The 21725-nt window shown below is 71.9% G+C and carries 22 protein-coding genes; 6 read left to right on the forward strand and 16 right to left on the reverse strand.

The annotated features are described in order from the left end of the window. Nucleotides 1–332: 332 nt before the first annotated feature. Together BLV24_RS13475 and BLV24_RS13480 are read left to right on the forward strand one after the other, a co-directional pair. Nucleotides 333–1904: a short-chain fatty acyl-CoA regulator family protein gene (locus BLV24_RS13475; protein WP_092682581.1), complete on the forward strand. Its 1572-nt coding sequence runs from the start codon at nt 333–335 to the stop codon at nt 1902–1904. Nucleotides 1905–2151: 247 nt separating this feature from the next. Further along, nucleotides 2152–2781, forward strand: coding sequence for a thiamine phosphate synthase (locus BLV24_RS13480; RefSeq protein ID WP_176954749.1), 630 nt, complete (start codon nt 2152–2154; stop codon nt 2779–2781). A 102-nt stretch (nt 2782–2883) separates the two neighbouring features. On the opposite strand, the gene BLV24_RS13485 is transcribed toward BLV24_RS13480, so the two are convergent. The 3 genes from BLV24_RS13485 to BLV24_RS13495 form a co-directional block, all read right to left on the reverse strand. Further along, a complete protein-coding gene (locus tag BLV24_RS13485; RefSeq protein ID WP_092682585.1) occupies nt 2884–3810 on the reverse strand; it encodes a lysophospholipid acyltransferase family protein in 927 nt (308 codons plus the stop codon). Beyond that, the gene (gene olsB, locus BLV24_RS13490) at nt 3807–4589 is read right to left on the reverse strand and encodes an L-ornithine N(alpha)-acyltransferase (protein ID WP_092682587.1); all 783 of its coding nucleotides are present in this window, start codon (nt 4587–4589) and stop codon (nt 3807–3809) included. The genes BLV24_RS13485 and olsB overlap by 4 nt, the downstream gene beginning before the upstream one ends. 165 nt (nt 4590–4754) lie before the next feature. Further along, nucleotides 4755–4928, reverse strand: coding sequence for a DUF3553 domain-containing protein (locus BLV24_RS13495; RefSeq protein WP_092682589.1), 174 nt, complete (start codon nt 4926–4928; stop codon nt 4755–4757). Between the two features lie 54 nt (nt 4929–4982). On the opposite strand from BLV24_RS13495, the gene BLV24_RS13500 reads away from it, so the two are divergent. Next, nucleotides 4983–5666: a histidine phosphotransferase family protein gene (locus BLV24_RS13500; protein WP_176954750.1), complete on the forward strand. Its 684-nt coding sequence runs from the start codon at nt 4983–4985 to the stop codon at nt 5664–5666. A 349-nt stretch (nt 5667–6015) separates the two neighbouring features. Here BLV24_RS13500 and BLV24_RS13505 read toward each other — a convergent pair whose 3' ends face one another. From BLV24_RS13505 to BLV24_RS13515, 3 genes are read right to left on the reverse strand one after another with little or no spacing between them, the layout of a single operon-like run. Then, nucleotides 6016–6543 (reverse strand): gamma carbonic anhydrase family protein, encoded by a 528-nt coding sequence (locus BLV24_RS13505; protein WP_092682593.1) that lies wholly within the window; start codon nt 6541–6543, stop codon nt 6016–6018. After that, the gene (gene gmk / locus BLV24_RS13510; RefSeq protein WP_092682595.1) at nt 6543–7244 is read right to left on the reverse strand and encodes a guanylate kinase; all 702 of its coding nucleotides are present in this window, start codon (nt 7242–7244) and stop codon (nt 6543–6545) included. Before gmk ends, BLV24_RS13505 begins: the two co-directional genes overlap by 1 nt. Next, nucleotides 7241–8140, reverse strand: a complete 900-nt coding sequence (locus tag BLV24_RS13515) for a YicC family protein (RefSeq protein ID WP_092682597.1) — start codon at nt 8138–8140, stop codon at nt 7241–7243. Before BLV24_RS13515 ends, gmk begins: the two co-directional genes overlap by 4 nt. 441 nt (nt 8141–8581) lie before the next feature. On the opposite strand from BLV24_RS13515, the gene BLV24_RS13520 reads away from it, so the two are divergent. Continuing rightward, the gene (locus BLV24_RS13520; protein WP_176954751.1) at nt 8582–9343 is read left to right on the forward strand and encodes a PAS domain-containing protein; all 762 of its coding nucleotides are present in this window, start codon (nt 8582–8584) and stop codon (nt 9341–9343) included. A gap of 211 nt (nt 9344–9554) precedes the next feature. On the opposite strand, the gene BLV24_RS13525 is transcribed toward BLV24_RS13520, so the two are convergent. From BLV24_RS13525 to BLV24_RS13535, 3 genes are all read right to left on the reverse strand, one after another. Continuing rightward, nucleotides 9555–10352, reverse strand: coding sequence for a DUF1638 domain-containing protein (locus BLV24_RS13525; protein ID WP_218133410.1), 798 nt, complete (start codon nt 10350–10352; stop codon nt 9555–9557). A gap of 117 nt (nt 10353–10469) precedes the next feature. Further along, nucleotides 10470–11177: a cobalamin B12-binding domain-containing protein gene (locus BLV24_RS13530; RefSeq protein WP_092682601.1), complete on the reverse strand. Its 708-nt coding sequence runs from the start codon at nt 11175–11177 to the stop codon at nt 10470–10472. A 128-nt stretch (nt 11178–11305) separates the two neighbouring features. Further along, nucleotides 11306–11737 carry a SufE family protein gene (locus tag BLV24_RS13535; RefSeq protein ID WP_092682603.1) on the reverse strand — a complete coding sequence of 144 codons (432 nt, stop codon included), beginning with the start codon at nt 11735–11737 and terminating at the stop codon, nt 11306–11308. A 273-nt stretch (nt 11738–12010) separates the two neighbouring features. Between BLV24_RS13535 and BLV24_RS13540 the strand changes: the two genes are divergently transcribed. Then, nucleotides 12011–12589 (forward strand): hypothetical protein, encoded by a 579-nt coding sequence (locus tag BLV24_RS13540; protein WP_092682605.1) that lies wholly within the window; start codon nt 12011–12013, stop codon nt 12587–12589. 117 nt (nt 12590–12706) lie between these two features. Here the strand turns inward: BLV24_RS13540 and rnd are convergent, their stop codons facing one another. Both rnd and BLV24_RS13550 read right to left on the reverse strand, forming a co-directional pair. Continuing rightward, nucleotides 12707–13873: a ribonuclease D gene (rnd, locus tag BLV24_RS13545; protein ID WP_092682913.1), complete on the reverse strand. Its 1167-nt coding sequence runs from the start codon at nt 13871–13873 to the stop codon at nt 12707–12709. Nucleotides 13874–13949: 76 nt separating this feature from the next. Continuing rightward, the gene (locus BLV24_RS13550; RefSeq protein ID WP_092682607.1) at nt 13950–14744 is read right to left on the reverse strand and encodes a sulfotransferase family 2 domain-containing protein; all 795 of its coding nucleotides are present in this window, start codon (nt 14742–14744) and stop codon (nt 13950–13952) included. Nucleotides 14745–14998: 254 nt separating this feature from the next. On the opposite strand from BLV24_RS13550, the gene BLV24_RS13555 reads away from it, so the two are divergent. Then, on the forward strand, nt 14999–16636 hold the full coding sequence (locus BLV24_RS13555; RefSeq protein WP_176954752.1) for a helix-turn-helix domain-containing protein: 1638 nt from the start codon (nt 14999–15001) through the stop codon (nt 16634–16636). Here the strand turns inward: BLV24_RS13555 and aspS are convergent. The 5 genes from aspS to BLV24_RS13580 all read right to left on the reverse strand — a co-directional run bounded on the left by aspS (nt 16620) and on the right by BLV24_RS13580 (nt 21611). Beyond that, nucleotides 16620–18401, reverse strand: a complete 1782-nt coding sequence (gene aspS, locus BLV24_RS13560) for an aspartate--tRNA ligase (RefSeq protein WP_092682611.1) — start codon at nt 18399–18401, stop codon at nt 16620–16622. The two genes, BLV24_RS13555 and aspS, sit on opposite strands and share 17 nt — an antisense overlap. Nucleotides 18402–18549: 148 nt before the next feature. After that, the gene (locus BLV24_RS13565; protein ID WP_092682613.1) at nt 18550–18945 is read right to left on the reverse strand and encodes a hypothetical protein; all 396 of its coding nucleotides are present in this window, start codon (nt 18943–18945) and stop codon (nt 18550–18552) included. After that, nucleotides 18942–19652: a CPBP family intramembrane glutamic endopeptidase gene (locus tag BLV24_RS13570; protein ID WP_092682615.1), complete on the reverse strand. Its 711-nt coding sequence runs from the start codon at nt 19650–19652 to the stop codon at nt 18942–18944. Before BLV24_RS13570 ends, BLV24_RS13565 begins: the two co-directional genes overlap by 4 nt. A 251-nt stretch (nt 19653–19903) precedes the next feature. Then, nucleotides 19904–20620, reverse strand: a complete 717-nt coding sequence (locus BLV24_RS13575; RefSeq protein WP_143040313.1) for a YiaD family glycine zipper/OmpA-like lipoprotein — start codon at nt 20618–20620, stop codon at nt 19904–19906. Nucleotides 20621–20981: 361 nt separating this feature from the next. Then, complete coding sequence (locus BLV24_RS13580) at nt 20982–21611, reverse strand: nucleotide-binding protein (RefSeq protein WP_092682617.1); 630 nt, start codon at nt 21609–21611, stop codon at nt 20982–20984. Between the last annotated feature and the right edge of the window lie 114 nt (nt 21612–21725).

Genomic DNA, 21725 nt, shown 5'->3' on the forward strand with positions numbered 1-21725 from the left:
AGTTCCGTTCCGATCAGCGTCCCGGGACGCTGATCGCCGGGGGTCCTGGCCTGCCGACGCCGCGGTCGCCTCCCTGGCTCGCGGCGTCGGCGCGTCGGGGCTCGAACCCGGGGCTGACCATGGGCCGAGTTGTTCAAGATGTCAACAAGTGCCTGTTATTGTTGGATTTTTTTGTTGATTTTTGACGTGCTGCACATGCGAACTTGTCAATTCTCAACTTGCGGCATAAAAAAGGCACGCGGCGCAACGGCTTGCGCCCTGCAAGATGAACGGGCCGGCCGGCCGTTTCGCATCGCAACAGGAACTCGCCCCTGGCGGGAGGACCCGCGCCCATGCCCACCACCATGATCGGCCTGCGAATCCGCGAACGCCGCCGCGCCGCGGGCCTGCGCCAGGTGGAGCTGGCGGAGCGGATGGGAATCTCCGCCTCCTATCTCAACCTGATCGAGCGCGAGAAGCGGCGCGCCTCTCCCGACCTGGCGGCGCGGGCGGCGCGGGCGCTGGGGGTCGATCCTTCGGAGCTTGACGGCGCGGTGGAACGGCGGCTCGCCGACCGCATGGCGGAGATCGCGGCGGACCCCGAATATTCCGACCTCGGGCTGGACGCCGACGCCGCCCGCGACCTGCTGGGCCGTCATCCGGGCTGGGGGCGGGCGCTGGCCCGGGCCTGGGCCTCGCGGCGGGAGGCGGCGCGCACGGTGGAGGCGCTGTCGGACCGGCTGACCCATGACCCGTTCCTGTCGGATGCGGTGCACCGGATGCTGACCCATGTGGCCGCCATGCGCTCGACCTCCGAGATCCTGGAAGGCGTGGACGACATCGAGCCCGCCCAACGCCGGCGCTTCCACGAGATCCTGCTGACCGAATCCACCCGCGCCTCGGAAGTTTCGGAGAACCTCGCCCGCTTCTTCGACGCTGCGCATCAGGGGGCGGAGGCCTCGACCCCCGTGGAGGACGTGGAGGAGGCGTTTCTGGATGCCGGCAATCGTTTCGCCTCGCTGGAGCCGCCGGAGCCGGTCGGCGGGGCGGACGCGCATCCCGAGGCGATCTACGGGGCCCTGCGCGCGACCCTGCCCGGGGGCGGCGCCGCGGTGGCCCCGCCCGAGGCGCCCCCGGTGGTCCGACGGCGCGCGCTGGGCGAGGCCGTGGCCCGCCAGCGGCTGGCCGGCGCCATCGACGCGGAGATCGACGCCCGCCCCCGCCTGCGCGACGGCGCGGCGCGGCGGCGGGCGGAGGCGGCGCTGATCGAATACGCGGTGGACGCGATGCTGATGCCCGTGGCGCCCTTCGCCGAGACGGGCCGGCGCCTGGGCTGGGACCTGGACGCCATGGCGGCGAGCTTCGGGGTCAGCTTCGACGCCGCCGCGCGCCGTCTGACCTCGCTGGGCGGGGTCGCGGCGACGGGCGTCGGTTCGGGCGGCGTCGGCTCCGGCGGCGGTGGGGCGATCGGCGGCGGTTCGGGGGGCGGCGGTTCGGGGGGGGGGGGGGCGCCCTCGCTCGCCACCGGCGCGCCGCGGGCGGCCTATGTGCGGATCAACGCGGCCGGGGTGGCGCTGCAACGGCGCCTGCTGCCCGAGATCACCCTGCCCCGCCACGGCGCGGCCTGCCCGCTCTGGGCGCTTTACCGCGCGCTCTCCCAGCCCGGCGTCACCCTGCGCCAGCTCGCCGAGTTCCCGTCGGGCGAGCGCGCGGTGTTCGTGGCCCGGGCCGAGCCGCCGGAGGCCCCGGCCTGGGGCCGCCCGCTCCAGCAGCAGGCGAGCCTGATCGCCCTGCCCGGCGAGGCCGCCGCCGCCACGGTCTACGCCCCCCGCCCGCGCGAAACGCCGGAGCCGGTGGGGCCCAACTGCCGTGTATGCGCCCGCGAGGATTGCCGCTGGCGCGCCGAGGATCCGGTGATCGGCTGAGGGGGCCCGCGGGCCGGCCTGTCCTTTCGCCCCGATGGCCCCCCGCCCCCCAATGGCCCCGCCCCCCGGATGGCCCCCCCCGGATGGCCCCGGCGCGTCCGATGCCCCGGCGCCCCGGAGGCCGCGCCCCGAAACGGGGCGCGGCCGGGCGAGCCGGAGGGGGCTCGACGCCCCCTCCGGCTCGATTTCGCGCGACGCCCGCCGCTCGCCTCTTCCCTTCCGCCCGCGTCCGCGCTATCGGCCCGCCATGACCCAAGAGCCTGAAGACGCCGCCCGCCTGATCCTCGTCACCCCGCCCCGCGCGGCGCTGGAGACGTTGACCGCCGCCCTGCCCGACGCGCTGGCCTCCGGCCTGGTGGCGACGGTGCGGCTCGACATGCCCGGCGCGCCGGAGGACGAGATCCGCCGCGCCGCCGACGCGCTGCGGGTGATCTGCCACGCCGCCGACGTCGCCCTGGTGATCCGCGACCATTTCCGGATGGTCCGGCCGCTGGGCCTCGACGGCGCGCAGGTGGACCTGAAGGGCGCGTCGCTCAAGAAGATCCGGGCGGAGATGGGCGAGGACGCCATTCTCGGCGTCGCCTGCGGAACCTCGCGCCATGACGGCATGGTGGCCGGCGAGGCGGGGGCCGACTACGTGCTCTTCGGCCCGTTCCGCGCGCCCGAGGGCCTCGGCGCCGGCGAGACCGCGCCCATGGAGCTGTTCGAGTGGTGGGGCGAGATGATCGAGACCCCCTCGATCGCCGAGGGCGGCGTGACCGTGGAGGACGCGGGCGCGCTCTCCGCCCATGCCGATTTCATCGCGCCGGACGTCTCGGTCTGGGACGGCGATCTCGTCGCCAACCTGCGCCGTTTCCAGGCCGCTCTGGACGACTGACCTCCCGCGCAAGGCGAGCGTGGAGCGACCGCGGGGGGCATCGAGCCCCCCGCGCCCGCCCTCGCGCGAGCGCTCGGTCAAACGGCGCCGGCGCGCGGCAATTCAGCGGTCGGCGGGTTGCGGGGGCTGCGGAATGCGGGCGACCACGCCGGCGTTCACCGCCTCCCAGCTCCTGATCGCCAGGGCCTTGCGGTCGGGCATGTCGGCGATGCGGATGGGGTCATGGAAGACCACGTCGGCCTCGCCCCCGAAGCTCAGCGTCAGCACCGACCAGACATGCGAGCCGAAATCCATGTCCCGCCACCAGCCGTAGAACACGTCCGGCAGGCCGGATTTCGGGTTGGGCCGGTAGATCACGCTCACCGGCTGCACCCAGGCCACGTCGCGCAGCTCGGGCGCGGTCAGCGCGGCGAAGAGCGTCGAGCGGAAGGGCAGCACCCGGCGTCCGTCGGTGGACGTGCCCTCGGGGAAGAACAGCAGCCGCTCGCCGGCCAGCATCCGGGCGCGCAGTTCGGCCTCCTGAGCGCGGGCGGCGGAGCGCTTGCGCTCGATGAACACCGTCCCGCATTGCTGGGCGATCCAGCCGACGCCGGGCCAGCCCCGCACCTCGGCCTTGGAGACGAAGGTCAGCCGCGCCGCGCCCACCAGCACGAAAATGTCGGACCACGAGGCGTGGTTGGCCACCAGCGCCCCGCCATGGGCCATCGGCGTGCCCTCGACCCGCACGCGCAGGCCGACCAGCCGCCCCACGACGCGGCCCCAGAACCGCTGCACGACGACCCTGCCGCGAAAGCGCGGCGCCAGCCGCTCCACGCCCTTCAGGCCGAGGTAGAGCCCCAGCAGCACCGCGGTGACCAGCACCGCCGCCAGCAGCCGCGCATAGGCGGCCAGCTTGCGGAGCGGCCCCGGGCGCGGCAGCTCCGGCGGCTCGGGGCCGAGCCACTGGAAATCGTCGCCGGTCTGCTTCGAAGCCTTCCCCGACCCCACGGGAGGCGCGGCCGGCGCGGCCGTTTCCGGCCGCTCGCTCACGCGCCCTTCTCCCGCCCGTAGAAGTCGCGATAGCGCGCGACCATGCGGGTCGTGTCCATCAGCAGGCACACGTCGACGGTGTTGAAGTCGTGATCCACGAAGGCGCCTTCGCCCACCGAGCCGCCGAGCCGCAGATAGGCCTTGATCAGCGCCGGGATCTGGCGCGTGGCCAGCTTGCGGTCCACCGCCTCGGCCGGCATGCGGTTCATCTCGGTATAGCTTTCCTCCAGCGCCCGGACCCGCAGGTCCTCGGGCGCCAGGTGATTGTGGTGCAGCAGGCTCAGCGCATGGGCCAGCGGCTCGGGATCGGCGCCGTGGAAGGACGCCACGCCGAACATGATCTCGATCCCGCGCGCGGTGACGTATTCGCCCAGGCCCGTCCACAGCAGGTGCATCGCCGCCCCGCCGCGCACTTCGGCGCCGACGCAGGAACGGCCGAGCTCGACCACCTCCCGGTCCAGCCGCTCCAGCTTGCCGAGGTCGTATTCCGTGGCCCCGTAAAACCCGATTCCGGCCCGGGCGCGTTCCCGGGTCATCAGACGGTAGGCCCCCGCGACCCGATCCAGCGGATCGTCCGAGGCGCTTTCGTTGTCGATCAGGACCAGATGTTCGAAATGCGCGTCGTATTCGTCGATCTCGCGACGCAGCGCGCGCTCGTTGTCCTTGGCCGAGGCCCCGAGCTCCTCGACGAAGACGCGGTATCGCAGGCGCTGGGCGCCGGCGATGTCGATCTCGTCCCGCGCAAGGCGGACCGTGAAGCGACCGGCGTCGATCTCCATGCGGCAAGCTCCTGTCTGCGCCGGTCTGCGGCGCGCGCGCGGACCATATGGAAAGGCGCTTCCCGGCGCAACGGCCCGCCCTGCGGTCGGTTGACGGATTCGTGACGCCGCGCCGCCACGCCCCAGACGCGAGTCATTGACCCGCAGCACGCCCTGCGCGAGCATTCAGTCGTCGAACAGCAGTTCCAGCTCGACCCGGGAGCCGTCGATGACCTGCTTGCCCGCGTGCTCGAAATTCACCGTGATCCGCCGGCCGATCACGGATTGCACCTGTCCGACGCCCCAATCCGGGGCCGCGGGAAGGCGCACGCGGGCGCCGGGTTCGAGGAATTCATTCATTTTTAACCTCGTGGGCCCAGCGTCCGGCCGTTACGTTTCAAGGAGATGCGCGACATGACCGACGCCGCCCCCCTGCGCCCGCAGAACGTGAGCGCCGCCCTGCCCGACCCGGCGGAATTCGGCGCGATGCTGTGCTCGCGCATATGCCATGACCTGATATCCCCCGTCGGGGCGATCGGCAACGGGGTGGAGCTGTTGCAGGAGCTTGACCGCGGCGCGACGGAAGGGGCGGAGCTTCAGCTGATCGGCCACAGCGCGCAGATGGCCTCGGCCAGCCTGCAGTTCCTGCGCATCGCCTTCGGGGCGGCCTCGCCCGGGGACGTGATCGGCATGTCGGCGGTGCAGCGCACGGCGCGGCTGTGGTTCTCGTTCCAGCGGCCGGAGCTGCTCTGGGTCGACGCGGGGGGGGAGACGACGCGATCCTGCGCAAGGTTGCTCTTCAATTTCCTGCAGATAGCCGCATCCAGCCTGCCGCGGGGCGGGGAGGTGTCGGTGGTCGCCACCCGGGATTCGGCGGGGGAGAGCCTGCTGGAGGTGACGGCGGCGGGCCCGGTCGTGTCCCCTTCGCCCGAGGCCGGGGCCTGGCTTGCGGGCCGGGCGACGGAGACGCCTGCCGGGCCGCGCGACGCCCATTACCTTGCCGCCGCGGCCCATGCCCGGGCGGCGGGCACGGTGATCTCGCTTCACAAGGACGAGACCTGCCTGCGCCTGACCGCCGACATGCCCCCGGGGGTCTGAGCCGGTGGCGGCGGCGGCCCCGTGGGGCCCTCGAAAGGGCTGGAAAGCCGGAAGCCGCGGCAAGGAAGCGACATCCGCTCGCCCGGATCGCGAGCGCGCGGGGCGCCGATTCGCGTGGACCAAGGTCCGCCGTGGGGCGGCGCGGCGGCATTGACGAACGGCGCCTTTCACCGAACCGGCGAAGACAGGCCGACGCGCCCTGTCCGGAGACATGACTTGGGGGGGCCGGCGCCCCGCCCCCTTCACCCGGGGCGCCGCGCAGCGTCGGCCTGGGGTCTTCACGGTCGTGTCCGGCGCCTCGTCGGACGGAAGGCCGGGGCGGCCGCCGCCCCGGCTCCCGGCGCCCGGCTCAGACCTCTTCCAGCGTCTCGCGGAAGTGGCGCATGTTCTCGCGGTAGCGCTCGGCGGAGGCGCGCAGGCCGTCCTTCTCCTCGTCGGTCAGCTCGCGCACCGGCTTGGCGGGGGCGCCCAGCGCCATCCAGCCGGCGGGGATCTCCTTGCCCTCGGTGACCAGCGCGTTGGCGCCGATCAGGCAGCCCTCTCCGATCACCGCGCCGTTCAGCACCACCGCGTTCATTCCGATCAGCGACCCGTCGCCCACGGTGCAGCCATGCAGGATCGCCTTGTGGCCCACGGTCACGTCGGCGCCCACGGTCAGCGGCACGCCCGGATCCGCGTGCAGCACGCAGCCGTCCTGGACGTTGGAGCCCGCGCCGATGGTGATCCGCTCCTTGTCGCCGCGCAGGACGGCGTTGAACCAGATCGAGGCGCCTTCGGCCAGCGTCACCGCCCCCATCACCTGGGCGCCCGGGGCCACCCAGAAGTCACGGTCCTCGGGCAGTTCGGGCTCCACTCCGTCGAGGGCGAAAATGGGCATCAGCTTCTCCTGTCCTGGAATTCGCGGTTCAGACCCTGCACGAAGCCCACCAGCCCCGGCCGGCGCGCGCGGCGCAGGCGTTCGGCGGCGAGGATGCGGCGGATCTCCTGCTCGCAGCGGTCGAGATCGTCGTTGATCAGCACGTAGTCATAGGCGTCCCAGTGGCTGATCTCGTCGCGGGCGCGGGCCATGCGATGCGCGATCACCGCGTCGGGGTCCTGGGCGCGAGCGCGCAGCCGGCGCTCCAGCTCGGCGATGGAGGGCGGCAGGATGAAGACCGAGGCCACGGCCTCGCGCAGCGCCGAGTTGCGCAGCTGCTGCCCGCCCTGCCAGTCCACGTCGAACAGCACGTCGCGCCCGGCCTCCAGCGCCGCTTCGACCGGCGCGCGGGGGGTGCCGTAGAAGTTCCCGAAGACCTCGGCATGTTCCAGCAGCTCGCCGGCTTCGACCATCGCCTCGAACTGCTCGCGCGTGCGGAAATGGTATTCGCGTCCGTCGACTTCGCCCGGCCGCGGGGCGCGGGTGGTCGCGGAGATCGAGAAGGAGAATTCCGGATCGTCGGCCAGAAGCCGGCGCGAGATCGTCGATTTCCCCGCCCCGGAGGGCGAGGACAGGATGAACAGGATGCCGCGCCGGGTCTCGGCCTGGCGACGGGCCTCGGCGACGTCGGAAGCGGGGGCGGAAGCGGGGGCGTCGGTCATTCGATGTTCTGCGCCTGCTCGCGCATCTGGTCGATGACGGTCTTGAGCTCCAGCCCCGCCTCGGTCAGGAACGTGAAGTCGGCTTTGGAACACAAGGTGTTGGCCTCCCGGTTGAACTCCTGGACGAGGAAATCGAGCTTGCGGCCCACCGGCCCGGCGGCGGCCAGCAGCCGTCGCGCGGCCGTCGCATGGGCGCGCAGGCGGTCGAGCTCCTCGCGCACGTCGCCTTTCACCGCCAGCAGCGCCAGTTCCTGGGCGAGCCGGTCGGGGCTGAGCTCCGCCGGGGCGCCGGCGGCCTTCAGCGCGTCGATCTTGCGGGTCAGGGCGGGGCCGGCTTCGGCTGCACGGGCGTCCGCCGCGGCCTCGGCCTGGTCGGCCAGCGCCTCGACCCGGTCGACCTGGGCGGCGAGGATGTCATGCAGGGCGGCGCCCTCGGCCTCCCGCGCCGCGATCAGGGCATCGAGCGCGGCCTCCCCGTCGGCGAGGATCAGCGCGTCCTGGGCGGCGCGGGCCTCGGGGCCGGCGTCGGCCTCGTCCTCGGCGGGCTCCATCACGCCCGGACGCAGGATCAGCGCGTCAGGGGCGATCGGGGCGACCGCGAGCCCGACGGAGCGCGCCGCTTCCGCCGCCTCCATCGCGGCGGAGAGCCAGGCGCCCAGCGCGGCGCGGTTGATTCGCATCGCCGGCTGACCCGTATCGCGCGAGATCCGCAGCGAGGCCGAGACCGAGCCGCGCCCCAGCCGGGCGGCCGCCGAAGCGCGGAAGGCTTTCTCCACGCCGTCGCGTCCCTCGGGCCCTTTCCAGCGCAGATCGAGGCCCCGTCCGTTGACCGAGCGCAGCTCCCACCGCCAGGCGGCGCGTCCATCGCCGCCCTCGAGGCTCGCGAATCCGGTCATGCTCTGCACCTGCGCGGCCCTCCGAACGCCAGCCCCGCGCCCCTTGGCGGGCGCGCGTGGCGGACCATAACGGCCCCCCGCCAAGGGGGCAATCGCGCGGCCCATCCCCTTAGTTTCATTGGGCGAGCCGCCGGGGTCTCAAAGGGCCGGCCCTCAGGCGCCAAAGGTCGAGACCACCGCGCAAAGGTATAGTCCGGGCCCATTAACGATGATCGCCGGGACGTTAACCCAACGCTCGCTCGGTATATCGACAGATTTGGGTAAAAGTTTCCTTGAAGCGAGCGGGTTCGGTCGCCGCGGCGGGGGCGTCGCGGCCATCCCTGAAAGGGGGGAGGCGGAACCTGGAACGGGACCAAGGGCCGTGACGCCGGGGGCGTCTGCATTGGCACTGGATGGGGTTAAACGAAAATGATACGAAATTATCGGAAAATCGATAGCGTCATGGAAAACCCGAACACCCAGACTCTGTATCGCTACTGGAACGAACTCCGCGCGGGGCGTGATGCGCCCGGCCGGTCGGAGGTCGATCCGCGTCGCATTTCCGGCTCTCTCGAAACCATGTTCATTCTCGAAGCCCGCGACGACGGGCAGATGCGGTTCCGCCTGGCCGGCACCCGCCTGTGCGAATGGCTGGGCATGGAAGCGCGGGGCTGCATGGCCGAAGCGGTGATGGCGCCGGGGCATGAGCAGGAGCTCTCCGACCTGGCCCGCCGGGTCCTGCGGTCGCCGGGCGTCGGCGTGATGCGGCTTCGGGCGGTGGACAACGCCGGCACCGACTGGTCGGGCGAGGCGCTTTTGCTGCCGCTGCGCTCGGAGCTGGGGGATCTCGCCCGGGTGATGGGCTGCGTGAACCTCGACGCGGTGGACCGCCGGCGCAAGCCGCAGCCGCCGCTGCGCCTGCGCAGCCTCGGCAGCCGGCTGACGCCGATCGAGATCGATCCCGGCCTCGCCGCGCAGGACGCGTCCGCGCGCATGGCGGCCGATCCGCTGGGCGCCCTGCGCGCCCCGGACGGCGGCAAGACCGGCGGCCCGTCCCGCGGCTTCGCCGAAGCGCCCGCCGGTTTCGGCCACGCCCCCCGCGAGGACGCGGTGGAGCATCGCCCGCAGCTCACGGCGATCGAGGGCAATCCCTCGGCGCCCCGTGACGCCGACCCGACGGCTCCGCGCCGCGGACGGCCCAACCTTCGCCTCGTCAAGGACTGACCGGGACGAAGCGGGCCGGGACGTCCCGTCAAGGGACCTGACCCCCGATCATGCCGTCGTGGCGGCGCGCGTCCCTCTGGGGGGGATGAGCGCTGGTGTGTGGACGGCCGGCATGGTTGACCCGTAAGGGATGAGGCGGCGCGCTATTGGGGAAGCGAGGCGCCTCGCGCGATACGCCGCGTTGTCCCGGCCCGACCCGAATGCGCGTCGCTCAGTCCGAAGCCGGCTGGGCGGCGCGCGCCAGGAAATCACTCAGATCACCGTAGCCGGTGAGGCGACGCTCGTGCAGAAGGCCGAGCCGCGCCGCGGCTTCGCGGCCGAGCCGCTCCAGCTCCGGGTCCTCGACCTGGGCGAGATGGACCAGCCGCTCGTAATTCCCGAACAGCATGTCCCGAAGCTCCGGCCGCCGGTCGAGCCCCATGGGCCGCCAGACGAAGGCGTCGAACTGCCGGACCAGGAAATCGGTCAGGTAGAAAGCGGTCATCTCGGCGTCGCCGCGGGCCGCGAAGGCCGCGTTTCCGTCGAAAAAGCTGTAGCAATGGGGGCCGGGGATCATCTCCACCCCCAGCGCGTCGCAGCGCGCCTGCAGCCGGCCGCCGGTGCCGCAATCGGCGTAGACCACGAAGGGGTCGCGGGCGGCGGCGCGTTCCTCGGCCACGGCGCGGGCGACTTCGTCGGGGATCAGCTCCGGGCGCAGATGCAGCTTTGCGGGCAGGCAGCGCAGGTGCAGATGGGTCCAGCCGTTGACCCGGATCAGCGCCAGGATCTCATGCGCCAGCGCCCCGCAGGCGATCAGCGAGGCGCCGCCCGAAGCCGGGCTCGCGGCCGGCGCGTCGCAGCCGGTCTCGGTCAGGGCGTCGTCGGCGGGCGCCCCGGCCTGCGCCGCCTGCCGGGCGGCCCGCGTCCCGGCCGCGGCATGGGCGGCGGCCCGTGCCGCGGCGCGCCCGCCGGCCCCGCCCCGGCGGGCGGGGCGGGCGGCGGGACCGGGGGGCTCGGCGTCCTGGGTCATGGCATCCCTCCTGCGCCGCCCGCCCCCGAAGGACGCGGACGGCGCGGAGACAGGGTTGGCGAGACCGGGCCGGAAAGCTCGGTCAGGAGGCTCAGTCGGGCGTTCAGTCGGGCGGGCTCAGTTGGCGTGCGCCTGGTTGTGCTTGCGCGCGGCGACCAGGGTCTTGGCCGTCTCCACCGCCACGGCCGCGTCGCGGCAATAGGCGTCGGCGCCGATGGCCCGGCCGAATTCCTCGTTCAGCGGCGCGCCCCCGACCAGCACCACGTAGTTGTCGCGCGTGCCGTTGGCCTTCAGCTGGTCGATGACCACCTTCATGTAGGGCATGGTCGTGGTCAGCAGCGCCGACATGCCGAGGATCTGGGCGTCCTCACGCTCCAGCGCCTCGATATAGGCCTCGGCGGCGTTGTTGATCCCGAGATCCACCACGTCGAAGCCCGCGCCCTCCATCATCATCGACACCAGGTTCTTGCCGATGTCGTGGATGTCGCCCTTCACCGTGCCGATCACCATGGTGCCCATCTTCGGGGCCCCGGTCTCGGCCAGCAGCGGACGCAGGATGTTCATGCCGGACTTCATGGCGTTGGCGGCCAGCAGCACTTCGGGCACGAACAGGATGCCGTCCCGGAAATCGTCGCCCACGACCTTCATGCCCGCGACCAGCGCCTCGGTCAGCAGCCGGTAGGGCGTCCAGCCCCGTTCGAGCAGGATGTTGACGCCCTCCTCGATCTCGTCCTTGAGACCGTCGTAGAGGTCGTCGTGCATCTGCTGGACCAGCTCGCCGTCATCGAGCTCGCTCAGGACGATATCGTCATCTTCATCGGCCATGGAGCGCCCTTCCTGTCCGCCGCCCAACGCCCTGCCAATCTAGGGCCGGCGCGGGCTCCGCGAGAGGTCAAACACGACGCAACAATCGGGCATTGGCGACGCCGCGGGCGCTCCGGCCGCCTTCGGGGTCAGCCCTGGGCGGCCTGGGCGGAGGCCAGATCCCGCAGGCGGGTGATCATCGCGCGCAGTCCGTTGGAGCGCTGGGAGGACAGCGCCTGGTCGAGCCCGAGCCGCGCGAACTGGGCCTGGGCGTCGGTGGCGAGGATCTCCGCGGCCGGCCGGTCGGCGAGCAGCGTGTGCAGCAGCGCGATCAGCCCGCGCACGATCAGCGCGTCGGAATCGCCGGTGAAGCCGAGCGCGCCGTCCGGCCCGATCCTGGGCGCGATCCAGACCTGGCTGGCGCAGCCGTCGACCTTGGTCTCCGGGCCCTTCAGGGCGTCGGGCATGGGGGGCATCTTCTTGCCCATCTCGATGACGTAGCCGTAGCGGTCCTCCCAGTCCTCCAGGAACTCGAAGTCGGCGACGATATCCTCGAAAGCGGCGGGGGGGGCGACGGTCATGGCGGGCTCCTTGTTCCCGGCTCACGTAGTCCGGGCGGGCCCCCGCCGCAAGCGCCGCGCCCGGGCGAGGACGGGGGACGCCGGGAGGGACGGGAAATCGGGGGGAGGCCGGGGCGCCCCGCCCTCTCCGCGAAGCCGCCGTGAAACGGACGCGGGGCGCCCCCTTCCCTTTCGCCGCGCCCTGTGGCGTGATGCCGGCCGCTCCGCGCCGCCCCCGCCCTGTCGCGAGATGGGCGAGCGCGAGAGACCGAACAACCGATGAGGAGACGCCGCATGACCACCGCGCCACGGGACGAGCATCACGGCCTGACCGCGCCGTCCGGGCCGTCGGGGCCGTTCGGGCGCCGCGGCGGCCGCGCGCGGACGCGACGGCTGCTCGCGGCCGGACTGGCCGGAGCCGCGGCGCTGACGGCGGCGGGCTGCGAGACGATCAGCGAGAACACGCCCGATGTCGGCTTCACCCTGCTGGAGCCGAGCCAGAAGCCCAAGCCGGAAGCCCCCGACGTGATCGCGGAGGCCATCCGCCGCCCGGTGGCCGAAGTCGGCGCGCTGGAGCTTGGAAAGATGCGCAACGGCACGCTGCTGACCGCCCATGGCGCGGCCCCGACCATGGGCTGGTTCCAGCCGGCGCTGCTGCCCCGCGGCGACGGGCCGAGCCCGGACGGGTTCCTGGAATTCGACTTCGTGGCCGCGCCGCCGGAGCTCAACGGCGGCGCCGCGATGCCCGTCGGCACGCCCGTGCAGCGCAGCCTGCGCGCGGATCGCCCGATCCTCGATTCCGCGCTGGCCGGCGTGGCGGGGCTTCGGGTCTATTCCGCGACCGGCGTCGCCGCGGTGCGCCTGGCGCCCTGATCCCGGGGCCAGGCGCGCGGGGGGCGGCGGCGCCTCCTCTCTCTCCGAAAACGCGAAAAGCCGCCGGTCGCCCGGCGGCTTTTCGCGTCTCCTCCCCCCGGCGTCGCGCCGGCGGGGTCAGTCGTCGAACTCGACGATCTCCACTCCGCCCCCATGGGCGCTGAGCGCGATCTCCCCGCGCTTGAGCTGCAGGGCCAGCTCCCCGAACGCCGCCCGACGCCATCCCGACAGGGCCGGCACCTGGGGCTCGTCCTCCCCCGCGATGGCGGTCAGCTCGTCCGACGAGGCCAGCAGCTTGGGCGCCACGCCCAGATCCTCGGCCCGGCTCTTGAGCAGAACCTTGAGCAGGTCGACCAGCGCCTCCGAGGTCTTGCGGGTCGGGCGCGGGGCCTCCTTGGGGGGCAGCGCGTCCTCGGGCGTCTCCATGCCCTTGCGCACGGCCTCCAGGATCTCCGCGGCCACGTCGCCCTTGCGGCCTTCGCGCTGCAGCAGGCGCAGGCGCGACAGCTCCTCCGCCGTGCCGGGGCGGGCCGAGGCCACCTCCAGCAACGCGTCGTCCTTCAGCAGGCGCGACCGCGGCACGTCCTTCTCCTGGGCCCGCCGCTCCCGCCACTCCGCCAGGGCCGCGGCGACCGCGAGGAACCGGGGCGAGGAGGAGCGGGTCTTGAGCCGACGCCACGCCTCCGTCGGCTCATTGCGATAGGTGTCGGGATTGGTGAGAACCGCCATCTCCTCCGCCACCCAGGCGGCGCGGCCGGTGCGGTTGAGCCGCGCCTCCAGCACCTCGTAGATCTGGCGAAGATGGGTGACGTCGGCGAGCGCGTAGTCCAGCTGCTTTTCCGACAGGGGCCGGCGGGCCCAGTCGGTGAAGCGCGACGACTTGTCGAGCCCCTCCTTGCAGATCTTGCGGACCAGCGTCTCGTAGCCCACCTGATCGCCATAGCCGCAGACCATGGCCGCGACCTGGGTGTCGAACAGGGGCGTGGGGATCAGGTCGCCCAGCTTCCAGAAGATCTCCAGATCCTGGCGGGCGGCGTGGAACACCTTCACCACGGAGGTGTTCTTCATCAGCTCGAACAGCGGCGCGAGATCCATGTCCGCGCCGGCGATCGGGTCGATCAGCGCGGCGCAGTCCTCATCGCCCGGATAGGCGACCTGGGCGAGACAGAGTTGCGGCCAGTAGGTCCGCTCCCGCAGGAACTCGGTGTCGACGGTGATGTAAGGGTGTTCGGCGCAGCGCGCGCAGAACGCGACGAGCGTTTCCGTGTCCGTGATAACCAGCATCGCCTGCGTCGCCATCCTCCGCGCGTGCGTTCCATCCTGAAATCCGTCAGACGCTATAGCCTGCCCGCGACGGGGTTCACAAGGCGTGAAACTCTTCCGTCACATGGCGGACCAGCGCCGCGTCCCCGGGGTTGAGCGCCCGGATGCGCGCGACCAGCGCTTCGGGCAGGTCCGCAAGCCCCGCCCGCCCCTTCGTCGCCCGCGTCACCGGCAGGGGGGAGAGCGGTCGGCCCAGCGCCTCGGCGATGCGGTCCATGAAGGCGGGAAGCTCGGGCACGGGGGCGGCGAGCCACAGTTTCTCGTCCACCGCGCGGCGGGCCGCGTCCGCGTCGGGGCGCCCTCCGGCGAGCTGCCGGCACTGGTAGTCGCGCTGGTATTTCTCGGGGGCCTTCTCGATCGCCGCCACGAAATCCTCCAGCGGCAGGTCGTAGAGCGCGTGGTCCAGGCAGTCCGAGCGCGCCCGGTCCCGCTTCTTCGCCATGAACGCGTGGTCGGAGACGAAGCGGTCGGCCGGGTCGCGCACCACGGTGATGTAATGCTTGGGCCGCGGCGAGGGCGGCTCGGTCCCCAGGATCATGTGGGCGGCGAAGAAGGCCTGATCCTCGGCCAGATGCACCGGCCGCCCCGTCGCGCGCCGGGCGAGGATGGCGAGGTCCTCGCCCAGGTTGATGGCGGCGCGGCGCAGGGGGCCATGGATCGCGAGCACCCCGGTCTCCGCCCGCTCGGCCGAGCCCCAGTGGGTCCGGTGCGGCGGATGGGCGCCCAGCGCCTCGAACAGCACCGAGGCGAGCGCGGTGCCGGCGGTCTTGCGGATGTGCACGAACACGATCTGGTCGGTTTCGGGGTTCGGCGTGACCTTGCGGTAGAGCATGTTTCGACGTTCCGGGCGCGGTTTCCCCGGTTGTGCCACGGGCGGCGGCCGGGGGCCAGCACCCCCCTTGCATTACCGATACTGACGACCTATGTTTCGGTAACAAACCATAACCTCAGTGCCGGAACTCAGCCAATGCTGCCCCTCCCTTGGTATCTGCTCCTCGCTACTGCTTTTCAGACCCTTGGCTCCCTTCTCGATGCGCTGCAGAACCTCGGTATCTTGTAACTTCGCAGCATCGAGAGATCTTCAGAGTGTCGGATTCGAATGGCGAGAGCTTTGGCCAGCGCTTCGGAGCGCTGGTCCTAGCTGCGCGTGAAGCGAAAAACTGGTCACAAGAGATGCTGGCTGCCGAGGCTCTCGGAAATCCAGATCGAAAAGGCGCCGTATCGCAGCTTGAGACGGGCAAGGTGCCGAAGCCCCGCTACGGTACCGTACGGAACTACGCTAGGGCGCTCGGCCTGACCGACGCGCAGATCGAGGCCTGCCGCCCGCCCGACTCGCCCGAGCCGAACCGGACGGTCACGGACGAACTGCGGCTGTCCAAGGAGATGCTGAAAACCTTAGCTTGGGATTTTGGCCATGCGAACCCGCGCGCCGCGGTGGCGGAGTACGAGGCGTTCCTGCGCGACAAGGCGACGGAACTGCGGGCGCTGCAATCGCGGATCGAGGCGATGGGCGCGGCGGAGGGGCGGATCGCCAACCTTATGGGCGCGGCGGAGGGCGCGCTGGAGGCGGGCGATTTTCCGGAGGCCGACCGCCTGCTCGCCGACGCCGAGGAGATCCAGCAGACCGAGCACACCCTCGTCCAGGTCCGCAAACAGGCCCACATCCGCGAGACCCGCGGCGACGCGGCCCTGCTGAACAACGACGCAGGCACGGCGTTCGTCCACTACGACGCCTCCGCCGCGATGTTCGATCCGTTCGACAGGTTGGAGGGGGCGGAGCGGCGCCACCGGCTGGCGGAACGCCTGTATCGGCATGGGCTGCGCTTTGGCGGATCAGGCCTGCAGGGCTCCGAGGCGCTGCTGCATCTCAACCTGGACACCTACACCGAAACCGAAACGCCGGTCGAATGGGTGAAAACCCAGAACAGTCTCGCCATCGCCCTCGGGACCCAGGGTGCCCGCGCCGGCGGCGAGGCGGGGATGCGCCTCCTCTCCCGCGCCGTCGAGGCCTGTGAGGCCGCCCTGCGCGTCTACACCGAGGAAGCCCATCCGGTGCAATGGGCCATGACGCAGAACAACCTCGCCATCGCCCTCCGGAGCCAGGGCGAGCGCGCCGGCGGCGAGGCGGGGATGCGCCTCCTCTCCCGAGCCGTCGAAGCGTATGAGACCGCCCTGCGCGTCTACACCGAAGACGCCCATCCGGTGCAATGGGCCATGACGCAGAACAATCTCGCCAACGCCCTCCGGAACCAGGGCGAGCGCGCCGGCGGCGAGGCGGGGATGGGCCTCCTCTCCCGGGCCGCCGAGGCCTGTGAGGCCGCCCTGCGCGTCTACACCGAGGACGGCCATCCGGTGGACTGGGCCATGACGCAGAACAACCTCGCCATCGCCCTCAAGACCCAGGGCGCGCGCGCCGGCGGCGAGCCGGGGATGCGCCTCCTCTCCCAAGCCGTCGAGGCCTATGAGGCCGCCCTGCGCGTCTACACCGAGGACGCCCATCCGGTGGACTGGGCCATGACGCAAGAGAATATCGGGCGCGCCTTCATGGCGATGGCCGAGGCGGCGCCGGGGGAGGCGGAGGCGCGGTTGCGCGCGGCGGTGGCGGCGTTCGACCGGGCGTTGACGGTCTTCGATCCGGAGACGATGTCCTTCAGATACGAAGCGGCGACCTCGGCCCGCGCCGAGGCCGCCGCGCGTCTGGAGGCGCTCAGTCCCGCGGGATGACGCGGAGGCCGAGTTCGCGGAGCTGCTCGTTGGTCGGGGCCGCGGGGGCGCCCATCATCAGGTCCTCGGCCTTCTGGTTCATCGGGAACATGATCACGTCGCGCAGGTTCTCCGCCCCCGCCAGCAGCATCACGATCCGGTCCACCCCCGGCGCGATCCCGCCATGCGGCGGCGCCCCGAACTTGAACGCCGAGATCATGCCGCCGAAGTTCTCGTCCACGAACTCCCGGCTCTGCCCGGTGATCTCGAAGGCCTTGTACATGATCTCCGGCTTGTGGTTCCGGATCGCGCCCGACGACAGCTCCACCCCGTTGCACACGATGTCATACTGGTAGCCCAGCACCGAAAGCGGGTCGTCGCCCTCCAGCGCCTCCATCCCGCCCTGGGGCATGGAGAACGGGTTGTGCGAGAAGTCGAGACGCCCGGCTTCCTCGTCATATTCGAACATCGGGAAGTCGACGATCCAGGCGAGCTCGAACCGGTCCTCGTCCAGCAGCTTCAACTCCTTGCCGATGACGTTGCGCGCGCGCCCCGCCACGTCGAGGAAGGAGGACGGCTTGCCGGCCAGGAAGAAGGCCGCGTCGCCCAGCCCGAGGCCCAGCTGCACGCGGATCGCCTCCGACCGCTCCGGCCCGATATTCTTGGCGAGCGGGCCGGCGGCGACGGTCTCGCCCCCTTCCTCGCGCCAGAAGATGTAGCCCATGCCCGGCAGGCCTTCCTTCTGCGCCCAGGAGTTCATCCGGTCGCAGAACTTGCGCGACCCGCCGGTGGGGGCGGGGATGGCGCGGACCTCGTTCCCCTCGGTCTCCAGCATCTGCGCGAAGATCTTGAAGCCGGAGCCCGCGAAGTGCTCGGACACCACCTGCATCTCGATCGGGTTGCGCAGGTCGGGCTTGTCGGAGCCGTATTTGAGCAGGGACTCGGCGTAGGGAATGCGCGGGAAGGTCCCGGTCACCGGCCGGCCGCCGCCGAATGTCTCGAACACGCCGCGCATCACGGGCTCGATCGCCTGGAAGACGTCTTCCTGGGTCACGAAGCTCATCTCGATGTCGAGCTGGTAGAACTCGCCCGGGGACCGGTCGGCGCGGGGGTCCTCGTCGCGGAAGCACGGCGCGATCTGGAAATAGCGGTCGAAGCCGGCCACCATGATCAGCTGCTTGAACTGCTGCGGCGCCTGGGGCAGCGCGTAGACCTTGCCCGGATGCAGACGGGACGGCACCAGGAAGTCGCGCGCGCCCTCGGGCGAGGAGGCGGTGAGGATCGGGGTCTGGTATTCCAGAAAGCTCTGATCGGTCATCGAGGACCGGAGGTGCGAAATCACCTTCGAGCGCAGGATGATGTTGTTGTGCAGCTTCTCCCGGCGCAGGTCGAGGAAGCGATACCGCAGGCGGGTCTCCTCGGGATATTCGACATCCCCGAAGACCGGCAGCGGCAATTCGCCCTCGACGGCGCCCAGCACTTCCATGTCGCGGGCGTAGACCTCGATGTCGCCGGTATCGAGCTTGGGGTTCTTCAGGTCCTCGGCCCGGGCCTTGACCGTGCCGTCGATGCGGATCACCCATTCGGCGCGCACATCCTCGATCCCCTTGAAGGCGGGGCTGTCGGGGTCGGCGATGACCTGGGTGATGCCGTGATGGTCGCGCAGGTCGACGAACAGCACGCCCCCGTGGTCGCGGACCCGGTGGACCCAACCGGAGAGGCGGACCTCCTGGCCGACATGCTCGGCACGGAGCGCGGCGCAGGTATGGGAGCGGTAGGCGTGCATAGGGGGCGTCCTCGGGCGACGGTCGGAACAAGGGCTCGACGGTGGCGGTCGGGTTCCATGCTGGCGGGCGGAATGTCAAGAGCGCAGGGGCCGCTTCCGCCGCCGCGCAGGCGTTTCGGGCGCGGGCGGAACACGGGCGCCGGGCGGCTCAGTAGCGGAAATCCCACTGGTCCAGGTGGACCCCGGCGGCGCCGCGGAGGATGACCTCTCCGCCCTCGAAGGCCAGCGCCAGGTCGCGGCCCTGGATCGAGGGGGTCAGATCCCAGGGCGTCAGGCCGAGCCCTTCGAGGTTGATGACGTCGCGCCCCTTCTCGAAGTCGAGAATGAAGCCGCGGCCGCCGGTCAGCCGGAACTCGAACCGGTCGTCGGCGGCGAGACGCGCGAGCGCGTCCGGGATGTCGGCGGCCTCGGGCGGCTCGGCCCCGAGGAGGGCTTCGGGGGGGGCTTCGGGGGCGGCTTCGGGCGGCTCGGAAGCGTCCCGCCGCGCGGAGGGCCCGTCCGTCTCCGGCGCTCCGGCCCAGTCGGCATGGCGGCGGCGGGTCACGGGCTCACCGCGCCATGATAGAAGAAACGCCCGAGGCCGGAGGTGAACAGGATCATCCCCGCCAGCGCGTGCAGCACCACGGCCCAGAGCAGGTTCCCCCGCGGCCGCGACAGCCACGCCATGGCGAAGATCGCCCCGCCCGAGACGGTCAGCGCCAGCGCCACCCAGTTCCACAGGAACAGATGCGCGAGCCCGAAGACCAGGCCGTTGACCGCCACCGCCACCCGCCGGTCGGGAAAGAGCGCGCCGTAGCGGCGGAAGAACAGGGTGCGGAACAGGATCTCCTGCGGCAGGGCCGACAGGAAAGGGTAGAGCAGCATGATGGTCAGCCACAGATCGGGCGCGCGGCGCGGCAGCCCCAGCATGGCGTGAGGCATCAGCCAGGCGACCAGCCCGAAGGCGAACGCCGCCGTCACCGCGACGAAAGCCGCGGTCAGCAGCGCGCCCGTCCGCCCCGGCCCGAAGGCCGGGCCGCGCAGCAGCTCCGCCCATCGGAAGCCCGGCGTGATCGCCAGCAGAACCAGCCCCGCGACGGACGACCCGATCAGCACCGTCCACATCATGCTCGGCGTCAGGGCGAAGGCGAGCAGCAGCGGCAGGCCGAGATAGAGCGCCCCGAACTCGATCGCGAGCCGGTGGCGGCGCCCTCCGCCGTCGCCCGGCGCCGTCGCCGCGGCGGCCTCGGCGGAGGCGAGCCCGACGCTCATGCGCGGGCTTTCGACAAACGGAGCGGTCGCGCGGTCGGGGTCATCGGCGGGCCTTTCCTGCTCGGCCTGCCGGCGGGATCGCGGGCGGCGCGTGGGGATAGAGGTATTTCATGGCGGCCCCGGCGCAAGGCCGAGGCGCCGCGCATCAACGCGAACGCCGCCGACCGGGGTCCGGTCGGCGGCGCTTTGCACGATCCGTCAGGGCGAACCGGAGGCAGGCCCCCCGATCAGCCCTCCGATCAGCTCTCCGATCAGCTCTCTGTGGCGGGCACGATCTTGATCTCGACCCGGCGGTTGGCGGCGCGGCCGTCGACGGTCTCGTTGCTGGCCACGGGCTGGGTCTCGCCCATGCCGGCGGTGGCGATGCGGGCGTTGGCGACGCCGCGCTGGATCAGCTCGGCCGCGACCGAGCGGGCGCGGCGCTGCGACAGCTGCATGTTGTAGGACGCGTCGCCGGTGGAATCGGTGTGGCCGATCACGTCCACATAGCTCGACGGATACTTGTTGAGCGTGCGGGCCACCCGGTTCAGCGGACGCTTGAAGTTGTTGGTGACCTTGTCGCTGTCGGTCTGGAAGGTCACGCCGCCGGGCAGCGTCACCAGCAGGGCGTCGCCGGTATTGGTCACGGTGGCGCCGGTGCCTTCCAGGTCCTTCTGGAGCTGCCGCTCCTGGCTGTCCAGGTAGGTGCCCGCGGCGGCGCCGGCGAGCATGCCGATGCCCGCGCCCACCAGCGCGTTGCGGCGATCGTCGCCGCCCACCAGCAGCCCGGCCGCGGCGCCGAGCCCCGCGCCCAGCGCGGCGCCGGTGCCCTGGCGGCGGGTGACGCCGTTGTCGTTCACGGTCTCGGCGCAGCCGGCCAGCAGGGCCGCGGCGCACATCGCCATGCCGGCGACGCGCAGCGAACGGCGCGAACGGGCCGGAGCGGCGACGGCGGGGGTTCGAGCGGGGACGGCGAGGGTGTCGATCATGCGTAGGCTCTCCTGTCGCGTCATTCGGTTCTGTCGCCGGACGGCGACCGCCGCCTTCTCCGCCCCCCGGCCCCACGTTGGGGATTGGGGGAGAAGAACGGCAGGGGGCGCGGTCCGGGCGCTCGGGGCAGTGACACCCCAAATAAGGCAAGCGAACGGCGGCTCAACGGCGCCGAGCGGGTAATCCCACGGACCTCATGGGGCCGGCGGCCACCGGAGGCCGGAATTTTCGCTTATTTATCAGTATGCTGCCATGCGCCACGTCTCTGCGTCGCCACGCGAAGAAAACACGAGGGGGGATCGGGCGGAAAGACCGGGGGGAGGCGCCGCCCCCCCGGCCCTCATCCCGCCCCGCCCCCGCTCAGCCGGTCAACGCGTCGAGGATCGGGGTCCACTGGTCGCGCAGCGGCGCCAGCGCCCGGGTCGGCCGGTCGAAGATCGACAGGCCCTGCGCCGCTAGATCCCCATAGGCCGAGCGGTCCGAGATCCGCGCCAGCGGCGGCGAGCCCAGCTCGGCGAAGGCGGCGTCCAGCTCGTTCGCCGCCCGGGTCCGCGCCCGCACCCGGTTGGCCACGAGCCGCACCATGGTCTTGCCCTTGCGGATGCGCTTGAGGTCCTCGATGTCCTTGAGGAACCGCCGCGTCGCGTCGAGGTCGTAGAAGGAGGGCGCCAGCGGGATCAGCACCGCCCTGGCCTCGGCCACCAGGTCGGCGGCCCTGGCGCCCCGCAGCGCGCCGGGCGCGTCGATCACCAGCCAGTCGAGCCCCTTGGGCCGATCCCCCGCCGCCGAGGCCTTGGTCCAGTCCAGCGCCGTGATCGGGGCGGCGTCGGCGGGCCGGCGCTTGGTCCAGCGCAACGCCGATTTCTGCCGGTCCGCGTCGGCGAGCCCGACCGAGGCCCCCCGCCTCGCCAGCGCGGCGGCCAGCGTGGTGGCGAGCACGGTCTTGCCGCAGCCGCCCTTGAGGTTGGCGATCAGAACCGTGCCGGTCATGCGCCCGCCCTCCCGGTCATCCGGGGGGGTCGTATCGTCGCTCGCGGGATCATGCCCGTCCTCCCTGGCTCGGACCCGGAATGCTCCCGGCCCGGCGGCGACCCGACCGGCCGC

The sequence above is a fragment of the Albimonas donghaensis genome (assembly GCF_900106695.1).
Taxonomy (GTDB): domain Bacteria; phylum Pseudomonadota; class Alphaproteobacteria; order Rhodobacterales; family Rhodobacteraceae; genus Albimonas; species Albimonas donghaensis.